Source organism: Saccharospirillum sp. HFRX-2, assembly GCF_043196805.1.
Taxonomy (GTDB): domain Bacteria; phylum Pseudomonadota; class Gammaproteobacteria; order Pseudomonadales; family Natronospirillaceae; genus Saccharospirillum.
Genome location: NZ_JBEBMU010000007.1, coordinates 26,735 through 49,270 on the forward strand (window position 1 = coordinate 26,735; position 22,536 = coordinate 49,270).

At 56.8% G+C, this 22,536-nt stretch carries 23 protein-coding genes; 7 read left to right on the top strand and 16 right to left on the bottom strand.

All coding sequences use genetic code 11. The features are described from left to right. Nucleotides 1-27: 27 nt before the first annotated feature. From ABMA60_RS14240 to ABMA60_RS14250, 3 genes are all read right to left on the bottom strand, one after another. Nucleotides 28-492, bottom strand: a complete 465-nt coding sequence (locus ABMA60_RS14240) for a GNAT family N-acetyltransferase (RefSeq protein ID WP_392804260.1) — start codon at nt 490-492, stop codon at nt 28-30. A 14-nt stretch (nt 493-506) separates the two neighbouring features. Beyond that, a complete protein-coding gene (locus tag ABMA60_RS14245; RefSeq protein WP_392804262.1) occupies nt 507-1,121 on the bottom strand; it encodes a riboflavin synthase subunit alpha in 615 nt (204 codons plus the stop codon). A 67-nt stretch (nt 1,122-1,188) separates the two neighbouring features. Next, nucleotides 1,189-1,968, bottom strand: coding sequence for a glucosaminidase domain-containing protein (locus tag ABMA60_RS14250; protein ID WP_392804264.1), 780 nt, complete (start codon nt 1,966-1,968; stop codon nt 1,189-1,191). A 131-nt stretch (nt 1,969-2,099) separates the two neighbouring features. Here ABMA60_RS14250 and ABMA60_RS14255 point away from each other — a divergent pair, with 131 nt between their 5' ends. Beyond that, a complete protein-coding gene (locus ABMA60_RS14255) occupies nt 2,100-3,386 on the top strand; it encodes an MFS transporter (RefSeq protein WP_392804267.1) in 1,287 nt (428 codons plus the stop codon). Between the two features lie 136 nt (nt 3,387-3,522). On the opposite strand, the gene ABMA60_RS14260 is transcribed toward ABMA60_RS14255, so the two are convergent. Beyond that, nucleotides 3,523-3,849 carry a DUF1820 family protein gene (locus ABMA60_RS14260; RefSeq protein ID WP_392804269.1) on the bottom strand — a complete coding sequence of 109 codons (327 nt, stop codon included), beginning with the start codon at nt 3,847-3,849 and terminating at the stop codon, nt 3,523-3,525. Between the two features lie 185 nt (nt 3,850-4,034). On the opposite strand from ABMA60_RS14260, the gene miaB reads away from it, so the two are divergent. The 5 genes from miaB (at nt 4,035) to ABMA60_RS14285 (ending at nt 9,391) form a co-directional block, all read left to right on the top strand. After that, nucleotides 4,035-5,399 (top strand): tRNA (N6-isopentenyl adenosine(37)-C2)-methylthiotransferase MiaB, encoded by a 1,365-nt coding sequence (miaB, locus tag ABMA60_RS14265; RefSeq protein ID WP_392804271.1) that lies wholly within the window; start codon nt 4,035-4,037, stop codon nt 5,397-5,399. Nucleotides 5,400-5,520: 121 nt separating this feature from the next. Continuing rightward, nucleotides 5,521-6,525, top strand: coding sequence for a PhoH family protein (locus tag ABMA60_RS14270; RefSeq protein WP_392804274.1), 1,005 nt, complete (start codon nt 5,521-5,523; stop codon nt 6,523-6,525). Further along, nucleotides 6,522-7,013, top strand: coding sequence for an rRNA maturation RNase YbeY (ybeY, locus tag ABMA60_RS14275; RefSeq protein WP_392804276.1), 492 nt, complete (start codon nt 6,522-6,524; stop codon nt 7,011-7,013). The genes ABMA60_RS14270 and ybeY overlap by 4 nt, the downstream gene beginning before the upstream one ends. 42 nt (nt 7,014-7,055) lie before the next feature. Next, entirely contained in the window at nt 7,056-7,928 is an 873-nt protein-coding gene (locus tag ABMA60_RS14280; protein ID WP_392804278.1) for an HlyC/CorC family transporter, read from the top strand. A 95-nt stretch (nt 7,929-8,023) separates the two neighbouring features. Further along, the gene (locus tag ABMA60_RS14285; protein WP_392804280.1) at nt 8,024-9,391 is read left to right on the top strand and encodes a class II fumarate hydratase; all 1,368 of its coding nucleotides are present in this window, start codon (nt 8,024-8,026) and stop codon (nt 9,389-9,391) included. 18 nt (nt 9,392-9,409) lie between these two features. Here the strand turns inward: ABMA60_RS14285 and ABMA60_RS14290 are convergent, their stop codons facing one another. The 7 genes from ABMA60_RS14290 to rplU all read right to left on the bottom strand — a co-directional run bounded on the left by ABMA60_RS14290 (nt 9,410) and on the right by rplU (nt 16,351). Next, on the bottom strand, nt 9,410-12,034 hold the full coding sequence (locus ABMA60_RS14290; RefSeq protein ID WP_392804282.1) for an RND family transporter: 2,625 nt from the start codon (nt 12,032-12,034) through the stop codon (nt 9,410-9,412). Nucleotides 12,035-12,082: 48 nt separating this feature from the next. After that, nucleotides 12,083-12,568, bottom strand: coding sequence for a methyltransferase family protein (locus ABMA60_RS14295; protein ID WP_392804284.1), 486 nt, complete (start codon nt 12,566-12,568; stop codon nt 12,083-12,085). A gap of 72 nt (nt 12,569-12,640) precedes the next feature. After that, nucleotides 12,641-13,261: a DNA-3-methyladenine glycosylase I gene (locus tag ABMA60_RS14300; RefSeq protein ID WP_392804286.1), complete on the bottom strand. Its 621-nt coding sequence runs from the start codon at nt 13,259-13,261 to the stop codon at nt 12,641-12,643. Next, complete coding sequence (gene proB, locus ABMA60_RS14305) at nt 13,258-14,391, bottom strand: glutamate 5-kinase (protein ID WP_392804288.1); 1,134 nt, start codon at nt 14,389-14,391, stop codon at nt 13,258-13,260. The genes ABMA60_RS14300 and proB overlap by 4 nt, the downstream gene beginning before the upstream one ends. A 46-nt stretch (nt 14,392-14,437) precedes the next feature. Beyond that, nucleotides 14,438-15,625, bottom strand: a complete 1,188-nt coding sequence (gene cgtA, locus ABMA60_RS14310) for an Obg family GTPase CgtA (protein ID WP_392804290.1) — start codon at nt 15,623-15,625, stop codon at nt 14,438-14,440. A gap of 147 nt (nt 15,626-15,772) precedes the next feature. Then, nucleotides 15,773-16,027, bottom strand: coding sequence for a 50S ribosomal protein L27 (rpmA, locus tag ABMA60_RS14315; protein WP_392804293.1), 255 nt, complete (start codon nt 16,025-16,027; stop codon nt 15,773-15,775). 12 nt (nt 16,028-16,039) lie between these two features. Beyond that, nucleotides 16,040-16,351 (bottom strand): 50S ribosomal protein L21, encoded by a 312-nt coding sequence (rplU, locus tag ABMA60_RS14320; RefSeq protein WP_108162724.1) that lies wholly within the window; start codon nt 16,349-16,351, stop codon nt 16,040-16,042. Nucleotides 16,352-16,622: 271 nt separating this feature from the next. On the opposite strand from rplU, the gene ABMA60_RS14325 reads away from it, so the two are divergent. Then, the gene (locus ABMA60_RS14325; protein WP_392804295.1) at nt 16,623-17,591 is read left to right on the top strand and encodes a polyprenyl synthetase family protein; all 969 of its coding nucleotides are present in this window, start codon (nt 16,623-16,625) and stop codon (nt 17,589-17,591) included. Nucleotides 17,592-17,618: 27 nt separating this feature from the next. Here ABMA60_RS14325 and ABMA60_RS14330 read toward each other — a convergent pair whose 3' ends face one another. The 5 genes from ABMA60_RS14330 to ABMA60_RS14350 all read right to left on the bottom strand — a co-directional run bounded on the left by ABMA60_RS14330 (nt 17,619) and on the right by ABMA60_RS14350 (nt 22,449). Continuing rightward, nucleotides 17,619-18,287 carry a flagellar brake protein gene (locus ABMA60_RS14330; RefSeq protein ID WP_392804297.1) on the bottom strand — a complete coding sequence of 223 codons (669 nt, stop codon included), beginning with the start codon at nt 18,285-18,287 and terminating at the stop codon, nt 17,619-17,621. Nucleotides 18,288-18,383: 96 nt separating this feature from the next. Then, complete coding sequence (locus ABMA60_RS14335; protein ID WP_392804299.1) at nt 18,384-19,601, bottom strand: hypothetical protein; 1,218 nt, start codon at nt 19,599-19,601, stop codon at nt 18,384-18,386. Further along, nucleotides 19,598-20,503 carry an SDR family oxidoreductase gene (locus tag ABMA60_RS14340; protein WP_392804301.1) on the bottom strand — a complete coding sequence of 302 codons (906 nt, stop codon included), beginning with the start codon at nt 20,501-20,503 and terminating at the stop codon, nt 19,598-19,600. The genes ABMA60_RS14335 and ABMA60_RS14340 overlap by 4 nt, the downstream gene beginning before the upstream one ends. A 9-nt stretch (nt 20,504-20,512) precedes the next feature. Next, nucleotides 20,513-21,130: a single-stranded DNA-binding protein gene (locus ABMA60_RS14345; RefSeq protein WP_392804303.1), complete on the bottom strand. Its 618-nt coding sequence runs from the start codon at nt 21,128-21,130 to the stop codon at nt 20,513-20,515. A gap of 95 nt (nt 21,131-21,225) precedes the next feature. After that, complete coding sequence (locus ABMA60_RS14350; protein ID WP_392804305.1) at nt 21,226-22,449, bottom strand: MFS transporter; 1,224 nt, start codon at nt 22,447-22,449, stop codon at nt 21,226-21,228. Nucleotides 22,450-22,536 lie beyond the last annotated feature (87 nt).

Sequence of the window (22,536 nt, forward strand, 5' to 3'; positions counted from 1 at the left end):
GTTAGACCGAAAGAAAAGTGTTGCTCATTATGCACCCGCCGGGCGGGTCATTTCGATGTGGGGAATGCCGTCTTCCAGATAGGTTGCACCGCTTGAGACAAAACCAAAGCGACGGTAAAAAGCATCCAGATGGGCTTGCGCGCCAATCCGAATGGGATGGTCCGGGAACCGTTTCACACAGGCTTGCACGGATTCCGTCATCAACGCCTGGCCGATGCCAGTGCCACGCTCGCTTGGTGCACTGACCACCCGACCAATGCTGGCCGCTTCGGCGTAGCTGGCGCCGGGTGCCAAAATGCGGGCGGTCGCCACTAACTGTCCCTGGCGATAACCCAGCATATGCCAGCTTTGCTGATCCTTACCGTCCAGTTCCTGATAGGGGCAGTTCTGTTCGACGACAAAGACCGACATTCTTAACGCCAGCAGATCGTAGAGCGACCGGATGTCGAGCTCATCAAAAGCCACACATTGCCAGATCACGTCCGAAGACATGGCTTGCTCAACAATCACAATTCACCTGCCGCACGCATGCGCCCTAAAGTATCGACAATGGCCTGAGTCTGAGCATCGACTTCCAGGTTGATACGATCACCAACCGCCACTTCACCGAAGGTGGTGACGTTCAGGGTTTCCGGAATCAGGAAGACGTTAAACCGATCGTCGAGCACCTCACCAATGGTCAGGCTGCAACCGTTCAGGCCAACAAAGCCTTTGGCAAACAGATAGCGGCGCTGCTCGGGGGTGATACCAAACCAGATCACACAATTATTGGTGGGCCGCTCAATCGCTAATATGGGCACCATGCTCTGAATATGGCCGGACATGACATGTCCGCCGATGTCGTCACCAAAGCGAGCGGCGCGCTCGACGTTCACCGGATCGCCATCGTTCAGATCGCCCAGGTTGGTGACTCTGAGGCTTTCCATCATGACGTCGAAGTGAGCGCGGCCTGAGCTGTCGATCTGAGTCACGGTCAGGCAGGTACCATTGAGTGCGATGCTGGCGCCGGGCGTCAGACCATCGCGCTGCTTGGTGGTCAGCGGTACCGACAACGTCCATAAGTCTTGATGGCGCGCCTCAATGCGCACCGGCGCGGAATTCTGGACAATGCCACTGAACATAAAACCTCACCTTGGCTGGCAAAGGCACCTTTTTACGGTTTTTCCCTCATGGGCACAAGGCAGATGCTCAATTGAGGGCGTAATAGGCTGGCAGGTCGTGTTGTTTAAGATCGTTGTAATCAATCAATTCGGACAATTCACGAATGTAGGCTTCGCCGCGAACCGAATAACTTTCCAACCCCCAGGCCAGAGTGTCGCTTTCCAGCGGCACCGACAGATAACGCAGTTCAGAGCGGATATTGCGCAGCGCCACATAGGGTTCGTGTGTGTTGACGTTGCGGAAATACGCCGACACCGCCTGAGCCACACTGTCGAATGCCTTAACTTCATAGCGCTCCCCTTCCGGTCGACCGGTCGGCACCAAGCCGCAGCCGGTCTGGAAACACCACTGACCGAAGAGGTTATTGCCTTCGGTGGCAAAGCGGCTGGTGCCCCAGCCACTTTCCTTGGCGGCCTGTGCCAATACCAGGGACACCGGCAGGATGTCGGCGCGATGCAACATCTGCTGGAAATAAGCCCGCGTACCGGGTTCGGCGTCTACTTCATAATAACGCCCCAACCGCACCAGCAAGGTTTGCTGCCAGGGCTGGTAAGGTTGGCCGGCATTAGCCTGATCACGCATCTGCAGCAGCCAGGCGCGCTCGGCTTCAATACGCTGATTTTCGGCCAGCACACGCGGCGCCAGGAACTCGATAAACTGCGATTTTTTAGTAGTGACATCAGCGATTTGCGTCAGATCCGGCAAATCGGTTTCCAGCAAAGCCACTTCATTGGCCCGCACCGGCAGACACAGCAGCGTCAACGCGCCGATCAAGGCAATGAGGTTTTGATGTTTAAACACCCGCATTCAGGCTCCCGGCTGCTATCGTCTGTGCTCAATGGCGCGGCGATTATACGCAGCGGTTAAAAAGTCGCCAACGTTTTGCTTGAACTTGTACAGGCTATAGTCTGGCGCTTTACCCTCTTTGGATAGCACCGATGTCTGCCATTCCCCGTAACCTCTGGATACTCATCGCCACCCAGGCCTTTTCCATGACCGCCGCACCCCTGGTGATTCTGATCGGTGGCCTGGTTGGTGCGCGCCTGGCGCCCAGCCCGGAACTGGCTACCTTGCCAGTGGCCATACTGATCCTCGCCACCGCCCTCAGCACTCTGCCCGCCTCCCTGCTGATGCAGAAAGTGGGTCGCCGCCTGGGGTTTCTCACGGGCAATGCGGTATCGATTTGCGGCTGCCTGCTGGGTTACCTGGCGCTCAATCAGGCCAGTTTCGGGTTGCTGTTGCTGGCAACGGCCTGTCTGGGATTCAACATTGCCTTCGTTAACCAATACCGCTTTGCGGCCATGGAAAGCGTCAGCTCTGAGCGTCATGGTCAGGCCGTATCCTGGTTGCTGCTCGGTGGTATTTTTGCTGCCATCGTCGGACCCGAGGCCGGCGCCCGGGGTGAAGCGCTAACCGCTGCGCCCTATGCCGGCTCTTTTCTGCTGCTGGCGGCCTTGCAACTGGTCAGTACCTTCTTGCTGGCATTTGGCTTCCGCGATCCGGTGATGGTGGCCGAGTCCGCCGACGCCGACGGCCGCCCCTGGCCCCGTCTGCTGGCTCAACCCCTGTTGTGGCTAGCGTTATTGTCTGGCGCCGTTGCCTACAGCGTGATGAGCCTGGTGATGACGGCAGCGCCGATCAGCATGCACGAGTTTGATCATCACAGCCTGTCGCTGACCAAAGGCGCGATCCAGGCGCATATTCTGGCGATGTTCCTACCGTCGCTGGCCACCGCAACGCTGATTCGCCGCTTCGGGCCTCAAGCCTTAATGGCGGCTGGCCTGATGATTTATGCAGGCATGATTCTGGTCGGCCTCAGCGGTCGCAGCTTGGGCCACTATGGCGGCTCACTGATTCTATTGGGGATTGGCTGGAATTTTCTGTTTGTGGCGGGAACCGCCTTGCTGCCGCGCACCTACGTGGGCAAGGAACGTTTTCGGGTTCAGGCGGTGAATGACTTTCTGGTGTTTGGCACCCAGGCGATTGCCTCACTCGGTGCCGGCTGGTTTTTGTTCCAGTTCGGCTGGAATACGCTGATCTGGATAACGGTGCCGCTGGTTGGCGGCTTGGCGCTGCTGGCACTGTGGGTCAGCAGCGGCCGGAATCATCCGACTAGCGGCGCGGGCGGCGGTGCTGGCGCTGGTCCTCAACTGGTAACCGAATCGGTTCCAGCGTCCGGGATGACGTCGGCGCCATCATCAGTGCAGCCAACGCAATCAAACTGACAACAAGCAATAATGCGGACATGGCTCTTACCTCACCTGGCCTCGGAGCGCTCGAACAAGCGCTCTTTGGCATCAGTATAGTCCGGCCGGGATCGAGTTCCAGCCGGATACTGGCAACTTCCGGTAAAGACCGCGGTTATTCAGAGCGCCGCGGACCACTGGCCGGAAACTGAATCACCGGCCCGCCTTTGCTGTCGCGAATGCGGGCCGCACCTTCTTTCTCCACTTCATCGATACGCACAATGGCGTGCATCGGAATAAAACTGCGTTTGACGCCACTGAATTCCTTTTGCAGCCGTTCTTCGCCCGGATCGACCAATACCTGACTGCGTTCACCAAACAGCAACTCCTCTACCTCGATAAAACCATAGAGTTCGCTCTGAAAGATGCGTGCGCAATAGATCTCGTAAACCTTGTCCTGATTAACAAAGGCAACACGGTAAATGGATTGGGGCGTAGTCATGCAGTCTCGATTCGAAAGGGGTGTTAGTGCGCTCAATATGGATGCGCTGACGCCGGTATTCAATGCCACGCCAAGCCAGGCTGAACCCGCCAAAAAGCATCACAATCGATGGTTGGGTCTGAACCGATGAAGGCGTATAATCGCCGCCCCCAAGATGCACTGACACGAAGACCACCACTGATCTCATGAGCAAAAAGCTGTTTATCAAAACCCATGGCTGCCAGATGAACGAGTATGACTCGGCCCGCATGGCCGATTTGCTCGGCGATAGCCACGGTTATGAGCTGACCGATTCGGCCGAAGACGCGGACGTTTTGCTGCTCAACACCTGCTCCATTCGCGAAAAAGCGCAGGACAAGGTGTTCCACCAGCTCGGTCGCTGGAAGCAGCTGAAAGCCAAAAATCCCAATCTGAAGATCGGTGTGGGTGGCTGCGTCGCCTCCCAGGAAGGTGAAGCCATCTCCGAGCGCGCGCCTTACGTCGATATGATCTTTGGTCCGCAAACGTTGCACCGCCTGCCGTCCATGCTCGACGGCGCCAACAAGCAATCACCGACCAGCAGCAACCGCATTGCCATGGTCGACGTCACCTTCCCGGAAATCGAGAAGTTCGATCATCTGCCAGCGCCAAAAAGCGATGGCGTATCGGCGTTCGTTTCGGTGATGGAAGGTTGCTCCAAATACTGCACCTTCTGCGTGGTGCCCTATACGCGAGGCGAAGAAGTCAGCCGGCCGTTCGATGATGTGATCGCCGAAGTGGCTCACCTAGCCGGCCAAGGCGTGCGTGAAATCAATTTTCTCGGTCAGAACGTCAATGCCTATCGCGGCCCGCGTCACGATGGTGGCGAAGCCGACCTGGCCGAACTGATCACCCTCGCCGCTCAGATCGACGGCATCGACCGCATCCGCTTCACCACCAGTCATCCGGTGGAATTCACCGACTCCCTGGTCGATGCGTTCAAAGACGTCCCGGAACTGGTCAGCCACCTGCATTTACCGGTGCAAAGCGGCTCGGACAGCATTCTGGCGGCGATGAAGCGCGGCCATACGGCGGCCGAATACGTCGAGAAGATGGAGCGTATTCGCGCTAACCGCCCGGACATCAGCTTTTCTTCCGATTTTATCATCGGCTTCCCGGGCGAAACCGATGCCGACTTCGAAGCAACGATGAACCTGATCCAGACCATCGGCTTCGACCACAGCTTCAGTTTCGTCTACAGCCCGCGCCCGGGCACGCCCGCGGCCAGTCTGGAAGACGACACCCCGGCAGCGGTAAAAAAGCAGCGCCTGGCCATTTTGCAGGAACGCATCACCCAGCAGGCACAGCAAATCAGCCGCCGCATGGTGGGTTCCACTCAAATCGTCCTGGTTACCGGGCCGTCTGAGCGCGATCCGAACGAGCTGCAGGGCCGCACCGAGAATAACCGTCCCACTTTCTTCCGTTGTGATGACGCAGACGATCTGGTCGGCAAATTCGTTCAGGTGCGCATTACTGAGGCTTATTCCAACTCGCTGCGTGGCGAGGTCATCAACGCCGATCTGGCCTATTGATCGATGTATCAAACCAAGCGCTATAAAACGGACGTTTTTTAGACGAATGGCATTTTGACAGCCTCGTACCGCGGCGTATCCTTGACCCAGACCAAACTCCCACTAGAGGACCTCACCTACTTTGACTAACCCGTCCCTGGCCGGGCTCGACGCCCCGGCATCGGGTCAGCGTCAATTCGAGCTGCAACCCGACAATCCCCAGCGACTGGCCAGCCTCTGTGGCCTGGCTAACGATAACCTTAAGCAGATCGAAGAACGCCTGGATGTGCGAGTGCTCAATCGTGGCAATCGCTTTGAAGTTCAGGGCGACGACGGTTCTGTGCAAGCCGCCGAAGACATCATCAGGCGGCTGTACCGTGAAACCAAAGGGGGTCGTGATCTGCTGCCGGATACCATCAATCTGTTCTTGCAAGCATCGGAAGTGGAAACGCTGAAGCATCCCGAAGAACAGACCCATGATCAAAAACTCTATGTGCTGCATACCCCCAAGTCGGTGATCAAACCGCGCGGGCCGAATCAGCGCGGCTATGTGCACAATGTGCTAACCCACGATATTAACTTTGGGGTGGGTCCGGCCGGTACCGGCAAGACCTTCCTGGCCGTTGCCTGCGCCGTTCATGCCTTGAGCAAGGATCAGGTCAAACGCATTATGCTGGTGCGTCCGGCGGTCGAAGCCGGCGAGAAACTCGGCTTTTTGCCAGGCGATCTGAGCCAGAAAGTCGATCCCTATCTGCGCCCGCTGTATGACGCCCTCTACGAAATGCTCGGTTTCGAAAAGGTTGATCGGCTGATTGAGCGCAATGTCATCGAAGTCGCTCCGCTGGCTTATATGCGCGGCCGCACGCTGAGCAATTCGTTCATCATTCTCGATGAAAGCCAGAACACCACACGCGAACAGATGAAGATGTTCTTAACGCGCATCGGCTTTGGCTCCACGGCGGTGATTAACGGCGACCCGACGCAGATCGACTTGCCACGTGGTCAAAGCTCTGGCTTGGCACACGCGCTGGACGTACTGGGCGGTGTTGATGGCATCAGTGTCACCCAGTTCGGCTCCAAAGACGTGGTGCGTCACCCGCTGGTGCAGCGCATCGTCGATGCCTACGACCGCCACGAAAACGCATGAAACTCGACCTCGACCTGCAACTGGCCAGCAGCGGCAACAACTTGCCGCAGCCCGCCCAATTTGAGCGCTGGCTGATACCGGCGCTGGCCGGTTATCGCGATCACGCTGGTGTCTGCATCCGCCTGGTCGATGAAGACGAAAGCCAAAGTCTGAACCGGGACTACCGTGGCAAGGACAAACCCACCAATGTGTTGTCCTTCCCGTTTGAGTTGCCGCCGGGCGTTGACGATGCCGAGGCACAGGCTTTGCTAGGCGATCTGGTCATTTGCGTACCGGTGGTACAGCGTGAAGCTGCCGAACAAGGCAAAACCGAACTGCAGCACTGGGCACATCTGGTGATTCATGGCGCCTTGCATCTGCTCGGCTTTGACCATATTGAGCCGGAGGACGCCGAAGTCATGGAAAATATTGAACGTCGTGTGCTGGCCGATCTGGGCCTGCCCGACCCCTACCTGCTGCCGGACGCCACCGACAGCATCCAGGGTTAAACCGCCGGTCTGAACCGGCACAAACAGAGGAATGATGGCGCCATGAGCGACGAACGACCCACGAGTAGCAACCCCGGGAAGCGATCCTGGCTGGAACGACTGGCAGACGCTTTTACCGGGGAACCCAAGGATCGCGAAGATCTGCTCAGCGTCCTCAAAGACGCTCAGGATAAAGACATCCTGGACAACGAAGCCTTCAAAATCATCGAAGGCGCGTTGAACGTTTCCGACATGCATGTGCGCGACATCATGATCCCCCGCTCGCAGATGGTCAGTGTCGAAACCGACGAAACCATCGAAGACTGGCTGGGTAAAATTGTCGAATCCGGTCACTCCCGCTTTCCGGTACTGGGCGAGAATTCCGACGAGGTCGTCGGTGTTCTGTTGGCCAAGGATTTACTCGGCCTCGGTCTGCAAACCGGTTTTAAACTCGACCAGATGCAGGCACGTCTGACCAGCCTGATTCGCTCAGTCAACTTCGTGCCCGAAAGTAAGCGCCTGAACGTCCTGCTGAAGGATTTCCGCTCCAACCGCAACCATATGGCAGTGGTGGTCGATGAATATGGCCAGACCGCCGGCCTGGTTACCATCGAAGACGTGCTGGAAGAAATCGTCGGCGAAATCGAAGACGAACACGACGACGCCGTTGACGCCAACATCCGGCCCAACGGCAATGGCGGATTTTTGGTTCAGGCATTGACGCCGATAGAAGACTTCAACGAACACTTCCAGACCGAATTCAGCGATGAGGAATTCGACACCATCGGCGGCATCGTCATGCACAAGTTCGGCAAGGTGCCCAAGCGCGATGAATCCATCACCCTGGGTGATTTGATGATCCGTGTGATTAACGCCGACAACCGCCGCGTGCGCGCCTTCGAGGTCAATCGTCTCGAGCGTCAGGCCGAACTCTAAAACAACCTTTCCCATCAGGGCGACTCAGGTCGCCCTTGACTTGCCACTTTCTCCCCCAAAATCTTGGCTGTATCTATACAGCGGAGATTTCTGCCATGCGTACCGAAACCGATAGTTTTGGGGAACTGCAGGTTCCCGACGACGCTCTCTATGGAGCCCAGACCGCCCGCGCTTTGGACAACTTCCAACTTTCCGGCGAACGCCTGCCGGGCGCCTTTATCGATGCCCTGCTCAGCCTCAAAGCCGCCGCAGCCCAAGCCAATGCCGAACTGGGCTCGCTGGAACAAGAGCGCGCCGATGCCATTGTCGCCGCCACCGAAGCAGCACGTAAGCTGGATTTTGACGCCCAGTTTCCCATCGATGTTTTCCAGACCGGTTCCGGCACCAGCACCAATATGAACGTCAACGAGGTGGTCGCCTATTTAGCCAATCAGGCCAGTCAGTTGAACATCCACCCCAATGACGACGTCAACGCCAGCCAAAGCAGTAACGACAGCATTCCCACCGCCATCCAGATCAGCAGTGCGCTCGCGGTTGAAGGCGAATTATTGCCGGCGATCACCCAGCTACGCGATGTCATCGACGAACGCGGCCAGACGTTTCGCAATGTGGTCAAAACCGGTCGCACCCATTTAATGGACGCCATGCCGATCACTCTGGAGCAGGAATTTTCCGCCTGGAGCGAAGCGCTCAGCGCCAGTCAGCGTCGCCTGCAACAATGCCTGACCCGACTGAAAGCCCTGCCCCAGGGTGGCACCGCCATCGGTACCGGTATCAATGCACCGAGCGGTTTTGCCGAACGCTTTTGTGCGCACCTGAACCATCAATTGCACAGCGATTTTTGCCCGCATAACAACGCCTTCTATGGCATCAGCAGTCAGGATGCATCACTGGAATTGTCCTCTCATTTGAAAGGTCTGGCGGCGACACTGATCAAAATCAGCAACGATTTGCGCTGGATGAATTCCGGGCCTTTGGCCGGTTTATCGGAACTGGAATTACCGGCATTGCAACCGGGTTCGTCGATCATGCCGGGCAAGGTCAACCCGGTGATTCCCGAAGCGGTGTTGATGGCGGCTTATCAGGTGATCGGCTTCGATGCGGCCATCACTCTGGGTGCGCAAGCCGGTAATTTCCAACTGAATGTCAGCCTGCCGCTGATCGCTCGTAACCTACTGCAAGGCACTGCGCTGATGACCACCGCCTGCCAGCATTTAGCCGACAAAGCCATAGCGGGCCTCAAAGTCAACCAGGCATCGGTGGAAGGTCCGCTGCACCGCAATCCAATTCTGGTCACGGCACTAAACCCGGTAGTGGGTTATCAAAAAGCCGCCGAGATTGCCAAGGCGGCTTATAAAAACGGCCGCCCCATTATTGAGGTGGCCGCTGAAATGACGGACTTGTCGCGTTCAGAACTGGAGTCGTTGCTCGACCCGACTTTGCTGGCTCATCCACACTCATAAAGTGCTACGCCGTCCGTCTCAATCGTCGGACGGCGTCAGTTTTTCTGGTTGTGGAAAAGGACGGAACAACACGATCAGACGCGGCAACAAGGTCAAGGCACCCACCAGCGCAACCACCATCGCCAAGGCTGTCAGCAGGCCAAAATAAAGCGTCGGTCGGAAGTTAGACAGCATCAGAATGGAAAAGCCCAGAATGATGGTGAGCGAGGTGTAATACATCGCTTTGCCAATGGAATCGTGACTGCGTTTAAGCGCGCGTACGTACTGACCATCTTTGGCAAACTCGCGACGGAACCGCACGATGTAATGAATGGTATTGTCCACCGCTATACCAATGGTAATGCTGGCAATGGTGATGGTCATCATATCCAGCGGAATGCCAAACCAGCCCATAATACCCAGCACACAACCGGCCGCCAGGATGTTCGGCGCCATAGCAATCAGGCTCAGTTTCAGGCTGCGGAATAACAATAAAAACATCAGCATGATGCCGGCAAAAACAGCACCCAGGGTTTTGATTTGCGAATCAAACAGACTCTGCAGCATGTTGTTGTACAACACCATCATGCCGCTGAGCTGAACTTCATCCGGCTCAAAACCCAATTGTTCAACGGCATCGGTTTTAATCCGCGCCAGCAGCTCATCGCGATTGATGCCATCCATCGAATCGAGAATGCGCACATTAATGCGGGCCTGGTTATGCTCCACCGATACATAAGGATCGATCACCAGCGCACGAAATTCCGCCGGTATGATCGAGTACAGCAGTGCCAGTTGTATATTGCTCAGCGGTTCGCCATCGTTAAAAGATTCGGCGATGGTCACCATGGTCGATAACGAAATGACCTTGCCGGTTTCCGGCTGGGCGTCCAGGTAATTATGCAAGGCCCGAATACGCTCGACTTTGTCGCTGGTAAACCAGTATTTTTTCGGGTCGTCTTCACCGTCGAAATCATCCTGGAAGGAACCCATTTCACCACTGTCCATACTGAGGAAATCTTCCTCGACAAAGGCACCTTCGGAATCATCGATAAAACCGTCACCGGCGCTCGAAGGATTCATTTCCGCCATTTCTTCAGCGGCTTCATCCAGATCAGATTCACGGATGCCATCGGCCGGTTGCAAGGACGAACTGCCGGGAAAATTAATCAGCACTTCCAAAGGCGTGGTGCCACCCAGACGCTGATCAATCACCGTCATGCCCTGATAAATTTCAGTGTTCTCGCCGAAATAATCGATAAAGCTGTTTTCCACCACCAGTCGCGACACACCGACCAGCGTCAATCCCGCCAAAGCGATACTGACAATCCAGATCCAACCACCAGAACGCAGCGTCAGACGGGTGAAAAAGCGACTCGCTGCACCGCCGCTGCGGCTTTCCCCGGTGCTCCCTTTTTTACCCAGCAACACCAGCATGGAGGGGAATAATAAAAAGGTAACCACGAAGGCAACGCCAATACCCAGCGTCATCATCCAGCCAAAATTAATCACCGGGCGAATACCGCTGAACAATAAAGACGCGAAAGCAACACCGGTGGTCAGCGCCATATACAGACAAGGCACGGCAATGCGACGTACCGCCGTGGTCACCAACTGACGCTGTTCCCAGTCCGGATGGCGGCGCAGCAATTCGCGATAACGCACGATCAGGTGAATCGACATCGACAGCGTCAGAATCAACAGCAACGAAATAAAGTTGCTGGAGATCACCGTCACCGGCCAACGTCCCCAACCGAGAATACCGAGCATGGTCACCACCACCACGCTGCAGCAGATCATCGGCAACACCACCCAACGCGGGTGGCGGAAAATAGCGGTTAAGGTCGCGATCAATAAAAATAAAACGCCCAGACCGAAGGTGATCAGATCACTGCGCACAAAGCGGATGATGTCATCGGCGATCATGGGTACGCCGCCCAGATGCAACTCACCAGCATCTTCGTATTCGGTCATGATGGAACGTACCGAATCGATGGCGATACCGATATCCTCAGAACGTTCATCTCGGCGTTGCTGCAAAGCCGTTTCCACAGCCTGCAACTCATCGGCGTCGAATTGCGGCGAATCTGTATCGCGCAGAGCCTGTAAGGATTCCCGCTCTTCAAGCAGTCGATCCTGAACCTCATCACGCGGGAAATTGATCTGCAGCGCCGTGGTATTGGCATCCAGATTCAACAGCAGATTGACATACAACGGACTGTTGGCCAGCTCCGAACGCGCCATTTCCAGATTGGCGTCCGGATCTTCGAGCGTTTTGATATTGCTGACCAGTTCGGTCATCGGTACGGGTGGGTTGGACAACAGCGGAACGTCCATCACCGATACCACCGAATCGACCGTCGGCAACTGGCGCAACTCATCGCGCAGCTCACTGAGCGTACTCAGCGATTGCTCAGTGAACAGCGGCTGTTCAGGAGTAAAGGTGAGCACCAGGAATTCCTGGGAGCCGTAGCGCTCGGAGATGGTGCGGAATAATTCCAGGTCGGGGTCGTCTTCCAGCAACAGGCTCTCGGCAGACGCATCAAGCGAGAAATGCCGTGATTGATAACCGAAAAAGCCGATGACCAGAGCCAACGCCAGCATCAACCAAAGCGCACGCTCGGTGACAAGGCGTTCATAAAGATGAAGTAAGCGAAACCACATGCTGAGTTTTTCCTTGGCGAAGCCTGGGCAGCAAAGTACCCATGCTACTTAACGGTCGGTCTCTTGGCGACCTCCGCGACGGCCACACCAACGACAGACCCGCTGGCGATATGCCTGATAACTGGCACCGTATTCCTGTTCGAGCACCCGTTCCTCATAGCGAATAAACACCCAGTACAACACCAGAACAAAAATCGGCAGCACCACCCAGGAAGACAGCGAGCCAACCCAGATCGCCAGACCGATCGCAATACAAATAGAGCCCAGGTACATGGGGTTGCGACTGATGCGGTAAACGCCACGATCGACCAAAGAGGTAGGACGCTCAAAGGGTTGGATGGTGGTACCAGCACGTTGCAGCTCGCGATCTGCGGCGATGTTCAAGAGGGCACCGATAACCACCGGGATCAGCCCTATGAAATTCCATGGATAGGGAAACAGGGTTCCCAACGGCAGGATAAAATGCAGCGCAAAGATGCCAAGCATCACCAACAATCCCAACGCCGGGGGCAAAAATGGGGGCTTGTGCCGCATTAATAAAACTCAATAGCCAATTTCGACGCCGCGATTGTACGGTTTTGCATTAGCAACCACAGCCGTCGAAAGTCATAACTTTGCCACAACAGGATCAAAAGCCCGTGCCTGCGCCTGACAATCCTCAAAACAATGACAGTCAGTCAGATGATCCATCACCAAACCGGTCGCCTGCATAAAGGCGTAACAGATGGTTGGACCGACAAAGTTGAAACCGCGCTTTTTCAGCGCTTTTGACATGGCTTCCGCTTCGGGCGTGGAGACCGGAATCTGATCCAGTCGTTGCCAGCGGTTGATAATCGGCTGACCGCCGACAAAGGACCACAAAAACGCCGCGAAATCCTCACCGGCTTCATGCATCGCCAGATAAGCGCGAGCATTGCGTCGAATGGATTCAACCTTGAGGCGATTGCGCACAATGCCGGGATCGGTCAGACGTTCCGCCAAATCTTCATCGCTGAAGGCGGCTATCGCCTCGGGATCAAAATCGGCAAAGGCGCGATAATAGTTATCCTGCTTTTTGAGGATGGTCAGCCAGCTTAAACCGGCCTGCTGTCCATCCAGACACAGTTTGGCGAAAAGTTCACGACCATCGCCTACCGGCCGCCCCCAGACCTGATCGTGATAGGCCTGATAAAGAGCATCGCCACTGCACCAGCCGCAACGCTTGCGGTCATCGTCTGCTGTCGTCATAGCAATACCAGGTTGTCGCGATGCACCAGTTCCGGCTCAGCCATAAAGCCCAGAATGCGTTCGAATTCGCGAGAGGGTTGTTTGATTAATCGCGTTGCGTCATCGCTGTCATAATTGCACAGGCCACGGCCAATCACCCGGCCAGATTCATCCAGCAAGGAGACGCATTCGCCGCGCTGAAAACGCCCTTTGACGCCGGTCACGCCAACGGCCAACAGGCTTTTGCCCTGCTCCATCAAGGCACGGCAGGCGCCGGCATCGAGCGATATTTCACCCTTGGTCTGCAGTTGTCCGGCGAGCCATTGCTTGCGCGCGGCCAGCGGGCCAACGTCGGGAATCAGTTCAGTGCCGACCGCATCGCCAGCGCGAATGCGCAACAGCACCTCATCCAGCCGGCCTCCGGCAATAACAGTAACCGCACCGCCGCGCGACGCCAGCTTGGCGGCCCGCACCTTGGTGGTCATGCCACCACGACCCAATAGACCGCCGCCGCCAGCCATCGTTGCCAGCCGAGGATCACAGGCCAGGGCGTGCTCAATCAAACGGGCATTGGGATTGGAGCGGGGATCGGCGTCGAACAGGCCGTCCTGATCAGTCAGCAAAATGAGCGCATCCGCTTCCACCAGGTTGGCGACGAGTGCGCCAAGGGTGTCGTTGTCACCAAAGCGGATTTCATCGGTCACGACCGTGTCGTTTTCGTTAACGATGGGAATCACTGGCAGCGCCAGTAAAGCCCGCAGGGTGGAACGGGCGTTCAGATAACGGCGTCGATCGGAGAGGTCTTCATGCGTCAGTAGAATCTGAGCGCTGTGCAAACCGTGCTGCTGGAAATCCTCTTCATAGGTCTGTACCAGTTTGGTCTGACCCACAGCGGCGGCGGCCTGCAATAATTCCATGGATTCCGGACGTGTCGCCCAACCCAGACGATGCATGCCTGCAGCCACAGCGCCCGAGGAAACCAGCACGATTTCCACACCCTGGTCACGCAACTGCGCCATCTGCGCGACCCACTGACGAATACGGACTTCATCCAGGCCACGACCATCGTTGGTCAACAGCGCCGAACCGATTTTTATCACCCAACGCTGACCTTGAGTCAGCGCTGAATGTCGTTGCCGGGAACTGCTCACCGGCGCACTCCTTTAGACGAAAGATTGCCGAATAATAACGCTGCGCTTAAGGCGCATAAATGATTTCGACGTCGTGATCGTCATCATCATCGTCGTCATTGTTCTTGGCACGCTGAGCGCGACGTTGTTGAGCGAGCATTTGGATGCGTTCGCGGGCTTCGCGTTCGACTTCATCACGATGGGCAACATCGGCTTCCAGCCGTTCCGGATCGTCAGCCAGCGCTTGATTATCCGCCTCCAGCCAATTCATCAGTTCGTTGCTCAATGCCTGGGTACCTTCACCAGACAATGCAGAAATGGCGAATACCGGACCTTCCCAATCCAGCGCTTCAATCACCGCATCGATGCGCGCCTGACGCTCGTCTTCCGGCAACAGATCGGTTTTGGTCAGCACCAGCCAGCGTTCACGCTGTGCCAGCGCCGGGCTAAAGGCTTCTAATTCATCGGCAATGGCGCGCGCATTGGCGGCCGGATCGGATTCATCCACCGGATACAGATCCACCAGATGCAACAGCACACGCGTGCGCACCAGGTGCTTCAAAAAGCGAATGCCCAGGCCGGCGCCTTCGGACGCGCCTTCGATCAGACCGGGAATGTCGGCCATAACAAAGGAGCGCGAATCGTCGATGCGCACCACACCCAGGTTCGGCACCATGGTGGTAAAGGGATAATCAGCAACCTTGGGTTTGGCCGCACTGACCGCACGGATCAGCGTCGATTTACCGGCGTTGGGCAACCCCAACAAACCGACATCGGCGATCACTTTCAGTTCCAGACGCAGGTTGCGCGATTCACCCGGTGTACCCTTGGTGAACTGGCGTGGCGCTCGGTTGGTGCTGGATTTAAAACGGGTATTGCCAAGGCCACGAAAACCACCTTGCACAATCTTGACGACATCACCGGCGCTGCGCAGGTCGGCCAATACTTCTTCGGTATCAGCATCGATCACGGTCGTACCGACTGGCAAGATCAAGGTGGTATCTTTCCCCGCGCGACCGGTCATATCACGGCCTTTACCCGGCTCGCCGTTTTCCGCCTTGTAGCTTCGGGTAAAGCGATAGTCGATCAGGGTGTTAACGCTATCGTCGGCCTTTACCCAGATACTGCCGCCGTGACCACCGTCACCGCCGTCCGGGCCGCCTTTCTCGACGAATTTTTCGCGCCGAAAGCTGACACAGCCACTGCCACCTTTACCGGCTTCGACGCTGATATTGGCTTCGTCCACAAATTTCATCGTTCGCTGCAACCTCTGGTTGAATGCGGTGCGCCACTGGCGCGACATTATATGTTATGCGCTGACGACATCAGTCTAACGTCCATCACTGGACATAAAAAAAGCCCTGCATGGCAGGGCTTTTTGCAAGAGCGTTAGGATCGACGATTAAGCGACGATGTTGACGAACTTGCGCTTTTCTTTGCCCTTGGTGGTGAATTCCACCTTACCGTCGGCTTTGGCGAACAAGGTGTGATCCTTGCCGATGCCAACGTTGTCGCCGGCGTGGAAACGAGTGCCACGCTGACGGACGATGATAGAGCCAGCAGAAACGGCTTCGCCACCGAAGGCTTTCACGCCCAAGCGTTTGCTCTGGGAATCGCGACCGTTACGAGTACTACCACCTGCTTTTTTGTGAGCCATGGTTTCTCTCCGTTATGCTGAAATACCAGTGATCTTAACTTCGGTGAACCACTGACGGTGGCCCATCTGCTTCATGTGATGCTTACGGCGTTTGAACTTCAGGATTTTCACCTTCTTGTGACGGCCATGAGCCACCACTTCGGCAGAAACCTTGGCGCTCTTCACAGCAGGCTCGCCCACGGTGATTTTATCGCCATCCGCCACCAGCAGCACTTTATCGAAATCGATGTTAGCGCCGGTTTCGGCTTCAATTTTTTCCAGCTTCAGCGTGTCGCCTTCACTGACGCGGTACTGTTTACCGCCACTTACGATTACAGCGTACATGGGATTCTCCATCTGAATGTTTCCGACCCGCACCGACCTCATTACTTAGAACCTGCTGCTAAAGGCAACGCCTACGCTGGGAGCACCCTATGACAGGGAATGAAGCGGATCGATCAGGGCGCGCAATTGTACGGATATGCACCTGGCTGTGCAAGCCCGAATCGTCCTGTTAATAGCGGAACTGTTCGGCCCAGTCAGTCCAGCCTGACGCCGTCGTCCGGCCCTGTTAAGCTAGCCGCTTCATCCAGCCTGACCAGGACCCGATTTCCGCATGGACCAGAACGCCATCTTCACCGTCGTTGCCGATGACTTCGCCGCTGTTAACCGAACCATTCTGGCGCAACTGGAATCCCGAGTCCCTTTGGTGGAGAAAATCGCCGACCACATCATTTCCAGTGGCGGCAAACGGATGCGCCCTCTATTGACGCTGCTCAGCGCTGGCCTGTGCGGCGGTATTGATGATCGCCATCACAAGCTGGCGGCGGTTATCGAATTTCTGCACACCGCCACCTTATTGCACGATGACGTGGTCGACACGTCCGATATGCGCCGTGGCAAACCCACGGCCAACGCCAACTGGGGCAATGCGCCCTCGGTGTTGGTTGGTGATTTTCTCTATGCCCGCGCTTTTGAGCTGTTGGTCGAGATTGGCGAGATGTCGGTGATGAACCGCCTGGCCGTGGCCACCCGCACCCTGGCTGAAGGCGAAGTCATGCAGTTGATGAATGTGCGCAATCCGGATGTCACCGAAGCGCAATATATGGACGTCATCAAAGGCAAGACCGCCATTCTGTTCCAGGCCGCCAGCGAAACCGGCGCGCTGCTCAGCGGTCAAAATGAGGCGGATTGCCAACGACTGGCGACCTACGGCCTGAAGCTCGGCCTGGCCTTTCAGCTGATCGATGACGTACTCGATTACGACGGCGATGCCGCCAAGCTGGGTAAAAACGTCGGCGATGATCTGGCCGAAGGTAAGCCGACGCTGCCACTGATTCACGCCATGCAAAAGGCATCTGACAGCGACGCCAAACTGATTCGCCGGGCCATTCGCAAAGGTGGGCTGGATGATATGGATGCCATTCTCGACATAGTGCACAGCAGCGGCGCCATTGATTACGTCAAGGCCCAGGCACACCGTCAGGTTGAAGAAGCCTTGCAACAGCTCGATGGTTTCGCCGAAAGTCCCTACAAGACAGCCCTGGCCAGTCTGGCTGAACTGGCCGTCGCCCGCGATAACTGAGACTGATAGTGATCGGGTTGTCGCTGATTAGCGCTCGGCGCCACGCGCCATCTGGGCGTTAACGAAGGCCTGCAGCGCCAGAAAATCGATATCGGACACATACTTGAATTCAATGCCGTAAGCGGCGGCACTGTTGGCCAGCTCGCGCCGATCCAGGACGGCGCGAATCTGTGATTCGATGGAGATCACCCGGGTCACATGACCGACCGTAACCTTTGATGTCAGCAGCAGAATGTCGCCCGGCTTACCCAAAGCCTGCAAGGTTTCCAGACGTGCGCCGGTGGTCGACAAATCGACGATCGCGCCGGTACCACGCTCGCCAGTCGTGCTGGTCTGGTTGACAATGGTGACCTGCATATTGGCCAGCACCCGCTCGGCTTTGCGAATTTCCCCCGCTTCCACCCGATCCGGCCAGGCCAGATGCAAGTAATAGGCGGGCGTGGTGCAGATATGCGCGACCTGAGTACGGAAGGCGCAGGCGCTCTTGTTGGAGAAAAAGCGCACGATAACGCCCTGATCCTTGCGCAATAACAAAGGCCGGTGCTCACCCAGCAAGGGCGTGGTCACCAACACCGTCCGGCCCGGAATATAGCCAATCAGATTGATGTTATGACGCTTGCTGTCACCGCCTTCGACCTCGAGTTTCATACTCAGGCCGGTGGTCAGGCGTAACTTACTGAATTCGATACTGGCCATCGCCAGGCATCCTCCACTCACTCCTGTCACGTCCAACCTAAGTTGACGACTGACGCTCAGGAGTATTCTTCGATAAGCCGGTTGCTACAGCCTGGATCAGGGCCGATACAAGGGGCTCTGCGCTAGCCAGTCGCGCGTTGACGACACCAGTTCACGCAGCTGGGTTTCGGTCAGAGCTTCGCCTTCTTGCATCCAGGGCTGCCAGAATGCTTCCGGCGGCATAAGACTGTCATCGGTCAGCGGGCCGATTTCTTTACGTTCTTGTGCCGACAATGACTGCAACCAGAGTAACATTTCCAGACCGGCGACATTGGCCACCATGTCTTCAGCACTGAATCCGGTGGGCCGGGTCAGCGCATCCGACCATTCTTTGTAGACCGCCAGTTCCAGTACCGACTGCGGTGACATCTGGGTGCCCAGCCACATCGCCAGCACAAAATGCCGCGCCAGATCGTAACGCCCTTGCAAGGTCAGCCGCTTAAACGGCAGCTCGGGCAGATCTTCACCAGGTATCAAGCCAGATGAAGAACGCAGGGCTGCATAACTGAGCGCTCCCAGCATAGCAGCCGCATCCTGATCCCAATCGAATTCCGGCCGGGACAGCATGGCGCGCATGGCTTCACGCAACGGAATGCGGAAAGCTTGCTGCTGTTCAAACCAGTCACCCAGCCACAATACTTCCTCGCGTAGCTGTTCAACTTGGCGCGGATCCGACCAGAACGGCGCGAAGCGCTGCATCCAGCCTGCCAGTATCGGATCATCCCAAACCACTTCCACGGCGATCTGTCCTTCAGACAGCGTCACACTAGGATTCAACTGGCGCCATAAGCGTTCAGCGTCGGCAACAGAGGGAATTTCAGCCAGACGCAGGTTAACCCGCTCCAGCAGATAAGCCGGCAAGCGCACGCCGGCGATGCTCAACTGATCAAGATAAAACGGCGCTTCCGGTCGCCAGCGCAATTGCAATGGCAAAAAACGATCCAGCACACCGGTGGGCCACCAGACATCCAGAATCACCTCTTGCGCAGTGACATCAGCACGAAATTGGGAATGCGTCAGGCGCGGCTGGGTCGAGGCCAGTAAAATGGCCAGCTTTTGAATATCGTCTTCAGCAACAACAATGCCGTAGGTTTCGCCACTGACCAGTCGCGCCGGGTGATAGTCTTCCAGCCATTGACGGTACTTGCGCAAGTCACTGAGCGGGATGATGGTGCGAGGTACGGCATCGTCACCATCAGTCAACCACCAGAAGGATCCGGCCAGCACAGCGACGATCAGCAGCAGAACCAGCATCAACCTGCGTATCAGCTTCACTGGGTGTCCTCTAGCTGATTCTCATAACGCACTTTCAAAGCGTCCTGAATACCGCGCCGCCAAGGCTGTTGTTTGATACCAAAGGTGGCCAACACCTTACGCGCACTCAGTTCGGCATTGACCGGCCGCTGCACCGGCGCTTCCGGCGCATCGGCCAAATCCATTTCCGCCAGCTGTTCGACGCTGACATCGATATAGGATTTGGCGGCCTTGACCACCGTTTCAACGAAGGTACGCCAATCGGTTCGATCGCTGCCGACATAGTGATAGGTGCCCCACAGCGGTGGCTCTACATGGCAATCGACCTGTTCCAGCATGGCAAAGATCACCCGCGCCAGATCGGCCGCTGGCGTTGGGCAGCCCTGCTGGTCGTTGTACAGACTGAGCACCGACCGATCCATTAATTGGTCGAGTAACCGAGTCAGTGGATTATCACCATCCGGCCCAAAGACCCAGGAAGTCCGTACGATTAAATGCTGTTCACAGGCGGCGCGAACGGCCTGTTCACCGGCCCATTGACTGTCACCGAGGACCGACAGCGGATTCGCAGCATCGTTCTCAACATAGGCCGAAGCCTTGGTACCATCGAAGACCCGTTCTGACGACAGCTGCACCATACCGATGCCACGTTGCGCACAGGCCTGGGCCAGCAAGGCCGGGCCATCGCGATTAAACGCAAAACTGGCCGCCGCATCCTGCTGGGCCAGATTGGCGTCGTACAAACCATCGGTATTGATCAGATAATCCGGTGCCGCCTGCTCCAGACAAGCCGCAATAGCGGCCGCATCGGTAATATCCAACTGGTTGCGCGTAACGGCGACAAAAGCGACTTCCCGACTGCTCAGCAAACGCTTCAGAGCTCGACCAACCTGACTGTCAGCACCGGTCACCAAAATGTTCACAGAGCGACCTCAGAAAGGAATATCGTCGTCAAAGTCGTCGAAGTTGTTATTGCCTGGTTGAGAACCGGTTTGCGGTGCTGGCTGACTGGGCGCCCGTTGCTGACCGCCACCAAAACCACCACCCTGGTTGGGCTGACCACCGAAGCCACCGGCGCTCTGCTGACCGCCACCGAAGCCGCCTTGAGGTTGCGACTGCGGCTGCGACTGGGGTTGCCCACCACCAAAACCACCGCCCTGATTCGACTGGCCACCACCAAAGTTACCGCCGCCGGAGCCGCCGCCTTCATTGCGACCACCGACAAACTGCATATCACGCGCGACGATTTCAGTGGAGTAACGGTCCTGACCGTTTTGATCCTGCCACTTGCGTGTTTGCAATCGACCTTCGATATAAACCAGAGAACCTTTGTGCAGATAGTTAGCCGCGGTTTCCGCCATGCGGCCGAAAATCACGATGCGGTGCCATTCGGTCTGATCCTGGCGATTGCCCTGGTCGTCCTGTGGACCCAGCTCATTGGTGGCCACATTCAGGTTAACCACCTGAGTGCCCGATGCTGTGGCGCGAACGTCCGGGTCCTGCCCCAGCCGTCCGAGAATGATGACTTTGTTTACCGTACCTTTAGCCATGATCGATATCCTGTTGGTTAAGCGCTTGATAGCAGCCGTCCAGGCCGCCTCTTACTTCTGAATTCTGTGTATCATCAGGGTGGACTGAGCCCTGGTCAATTGTGCCTTGCCGCTGATGTAGATTCACTCCCAGCCGCGGTGTTTGAGCCGCCTTCAATCGAGTTGCGCTCAGCCCACCACAACACCAGCATCCACAGCGCCATCAGCGTCACACCCAGCACCGCTATGCCGATCTGATCAAAGCGACTGAAGGCCCAACCACCCAGCGCGCCACCACAGGCCGCGCCCAGAAACTGGCCGGTGGAAAACAAACCCATAGCCGTGCCGCGCGCATCCGCCGGCGCGCGACGACTGAGCAGAGAAGGCAAGCTGGCTTCAATCAGATTAAAACCGACAAAGAACAACCAGGTCAGGCCGATGCTCAACACCAGCCAGCGGTTTACACCCAGCAGCAGTGTCGCTACCAGCACCAGTGCCGCCGCGAAGAGCAGCACCGGGACATGCAAACGGCGGCGTTCGGCAATCATGATCAGCGGTGCCATGGCAACAAAAGACAGCACCATCACCGGCGCATAAATCCAGCCCAGATGCGCATCGGCAACACCCTGACGCGTCAGCATCACCGGCAGACCGACAAACAAGGCGGTCATGGTCAGGTGCAGACAAAAGATGCCCAGACTGAGCGGCGTCAACTGCCGATCGCGCAGCACCGCCCCCAACTGACTGCCACGCCACTGGCGTTCGCGATGCACCGTTGGCGCCGGTGGTTGCGGCAACCACAGCAGGATCAACATGCTCAGCAACGCCAACGCAGCGGTCGCCCAAAACGGCCCGGCCAGACCAAAACCGCCCGCCAGCCAGGGGCCAACCATGACCGCCAAGACAAAGGAACCGCCAATAACCGCCCCGACAATGGCCATCGCCTTGGTGCGTTCGCCGTCGCGGGTGTAGTCAGCCAGCAAGGCCAGCACCACACTGGCAATGGCACCACTGCCCTGCAAGGCACGCCCGACAATCAACCAGAGTACATCATCCGCCAGCGCCGCCAGCACTGAACCGGCGAAGAACACCAGCAGTCCGGCCAGAATAACCGGCTTGCGACCGAAACGATCCGACAACATGCCTAAAGGAATTTGTAACAGCGCCTGAGTGACACCATAAATGCCCAGCGCCAGGCCCAGAGTCTGAGTGCTGGCACCGAGCAAATGCTGACCGTAGAGCGTCAGCACAGGCAGCACCATAAACAGCCCCAACATACGAGCGGCATAGAGTGTTCCCAGTCCGAAGAGCGCGCGTTTTTCCAGGGAATTGAAAGCCATGACGGGTCAGTCTACGTATCCAACCGAGTGCGAAGGCGCGCATCTTATCAGAAAAGATCGAACCGGTGGCGCCGCTTGGGTTCTGTA

Bases quoted from the DNA above. Each gene is read 5' to 3' on its own strand.
- cgtA (WP_392804290.1), bottom strand. From the start codon at position 15,625: ATGAAATTTGTGGACGAAGCCAATATCAGCGTCGAAGCCGGTAAAGGT.
- ABMA60_RS14295 (WP_392804284.1), bottom strand. From the start codon at position 12,568: ATGCGGCACAAGCCCCCATTTTTGCCCCCGGCGTTGGGATTGTTGGTG.
- ABMA60_RS14345 (WP_392804303.1), bottom strand. From the start codon at position 21,130: ATGGCTAAAGGTACGGTAAACAAAGTCATCATTCTCGGACGGCTGGGG.
- ABMA60_RS14285 (WP_392804280.1), top strand. From the start codon at position 8,024: ATGCGTACCGAAACCGATAGTTTTGGGGAACTGCAGGTTCCCGACGAC.
- miaB (WP_392804271.1), top strand. From the start codon at position 4,035: ATGAGCAAAAAGCTGTTTATCAAAACCCATGGCTGCCAGATGAACGAG.
- ABMA60_RS14240 (WP_392804260.1), bottom strand. From the start codon at position 492: ATGTCTTCGGACGTGATCTGGCAATGTGTGGCTTTTGATGAGCTCGAC.
- ybeY (WP_392804276.1), top strand. From the start codon at position 6,522: ATGAAACTCGACCTCGACCTGCAACTGGCCAGCAGCGGCAACAACTTG.
- rplU (WP_108162724.1), bottom strand. From the start codon at position 16,351: ATGTACGCTGTAATCGTAAGTGGCGGTAAACAGTACCGCGTCAGTGAA.
- rpmA (WP_392804293.1), bottom strand. From the start codon at position 16,027: ATGGCTCACAAAAAAGCAGGTGGTAGTACTCGTAACGGTCGCGATTCC.
- ABMA60_RS14350 (WP_392804305.1), bottom strand. From the start codon at position 22,449: ATGGCTTTCAATTCCCTGGAAAAACGCGCGCTCTTCGGACTGGGAACA.
- ABMA60_RS14290 (WP_392804282.1), bottom strand. From the start codon at position 12,034: ATGTGGTTTCGCTTACTTCATCTTTATGAACGCCTTGTCACCGAGCGT.
- ABMA60_RS14325 (WP_392804295.1), top strand. From the start codon at position 16,623: ATGGACCAGAACGCCATCTTCACCGTCGTTGCCGATGACTTCGCCGCT.
- ABMA60_RS14330 (WP_392804297.1), bottom strand. From the start codon at position 18,287: ATGGCCAGTATCGAATTCAGTAAGTTACGCCTGACCACCGGCCTGAGT.
- ABMA60_RS14300 (WP_392804286.1), bottom strand. From the start codon at position 13,261: ATGACGACAGCAGACGATGACCGCAAGCGTTGCGGCTGGTGCAGTGGC.
- ABMA60_RS14250 (WP_392804264.1), bottom strand. From the start codon at position 1,968: ATGCGGGTGTTTAAACATCAAAACCTCATTGCCTTGATCGGCGCGTTG.
- ABMA60_RS14280 (WP_392804278.1), top strand. From the start codon at position 7,056: ATGAGCGACGAACGACCCACGAGTAGCAACCCCGGGAAGCGATCCTGG.
- ABMA60_RS14255 (WP_392804267.1), top strand. From the start codon at position 2,100: ATGTCTGCCATTCCCCGTAACCTCTGGATACTCATCGCCACCCAGGCC.
- ABMA60_RS14260 (WP_392804269.1), bottom strand. From the start codon at position 3,849: ATGACTACGCCCCAATCCATTTACCGTGTTGCCTTTGTTAATCAGGAC.
- ABMA60_RS14245 (WP_392804262.1), bottom strand. From the start codon at position 1,121: ATGTTCAGTGGCATTGTCCAGAATTCCGCGCCGGTGCGCATTGAGGCG.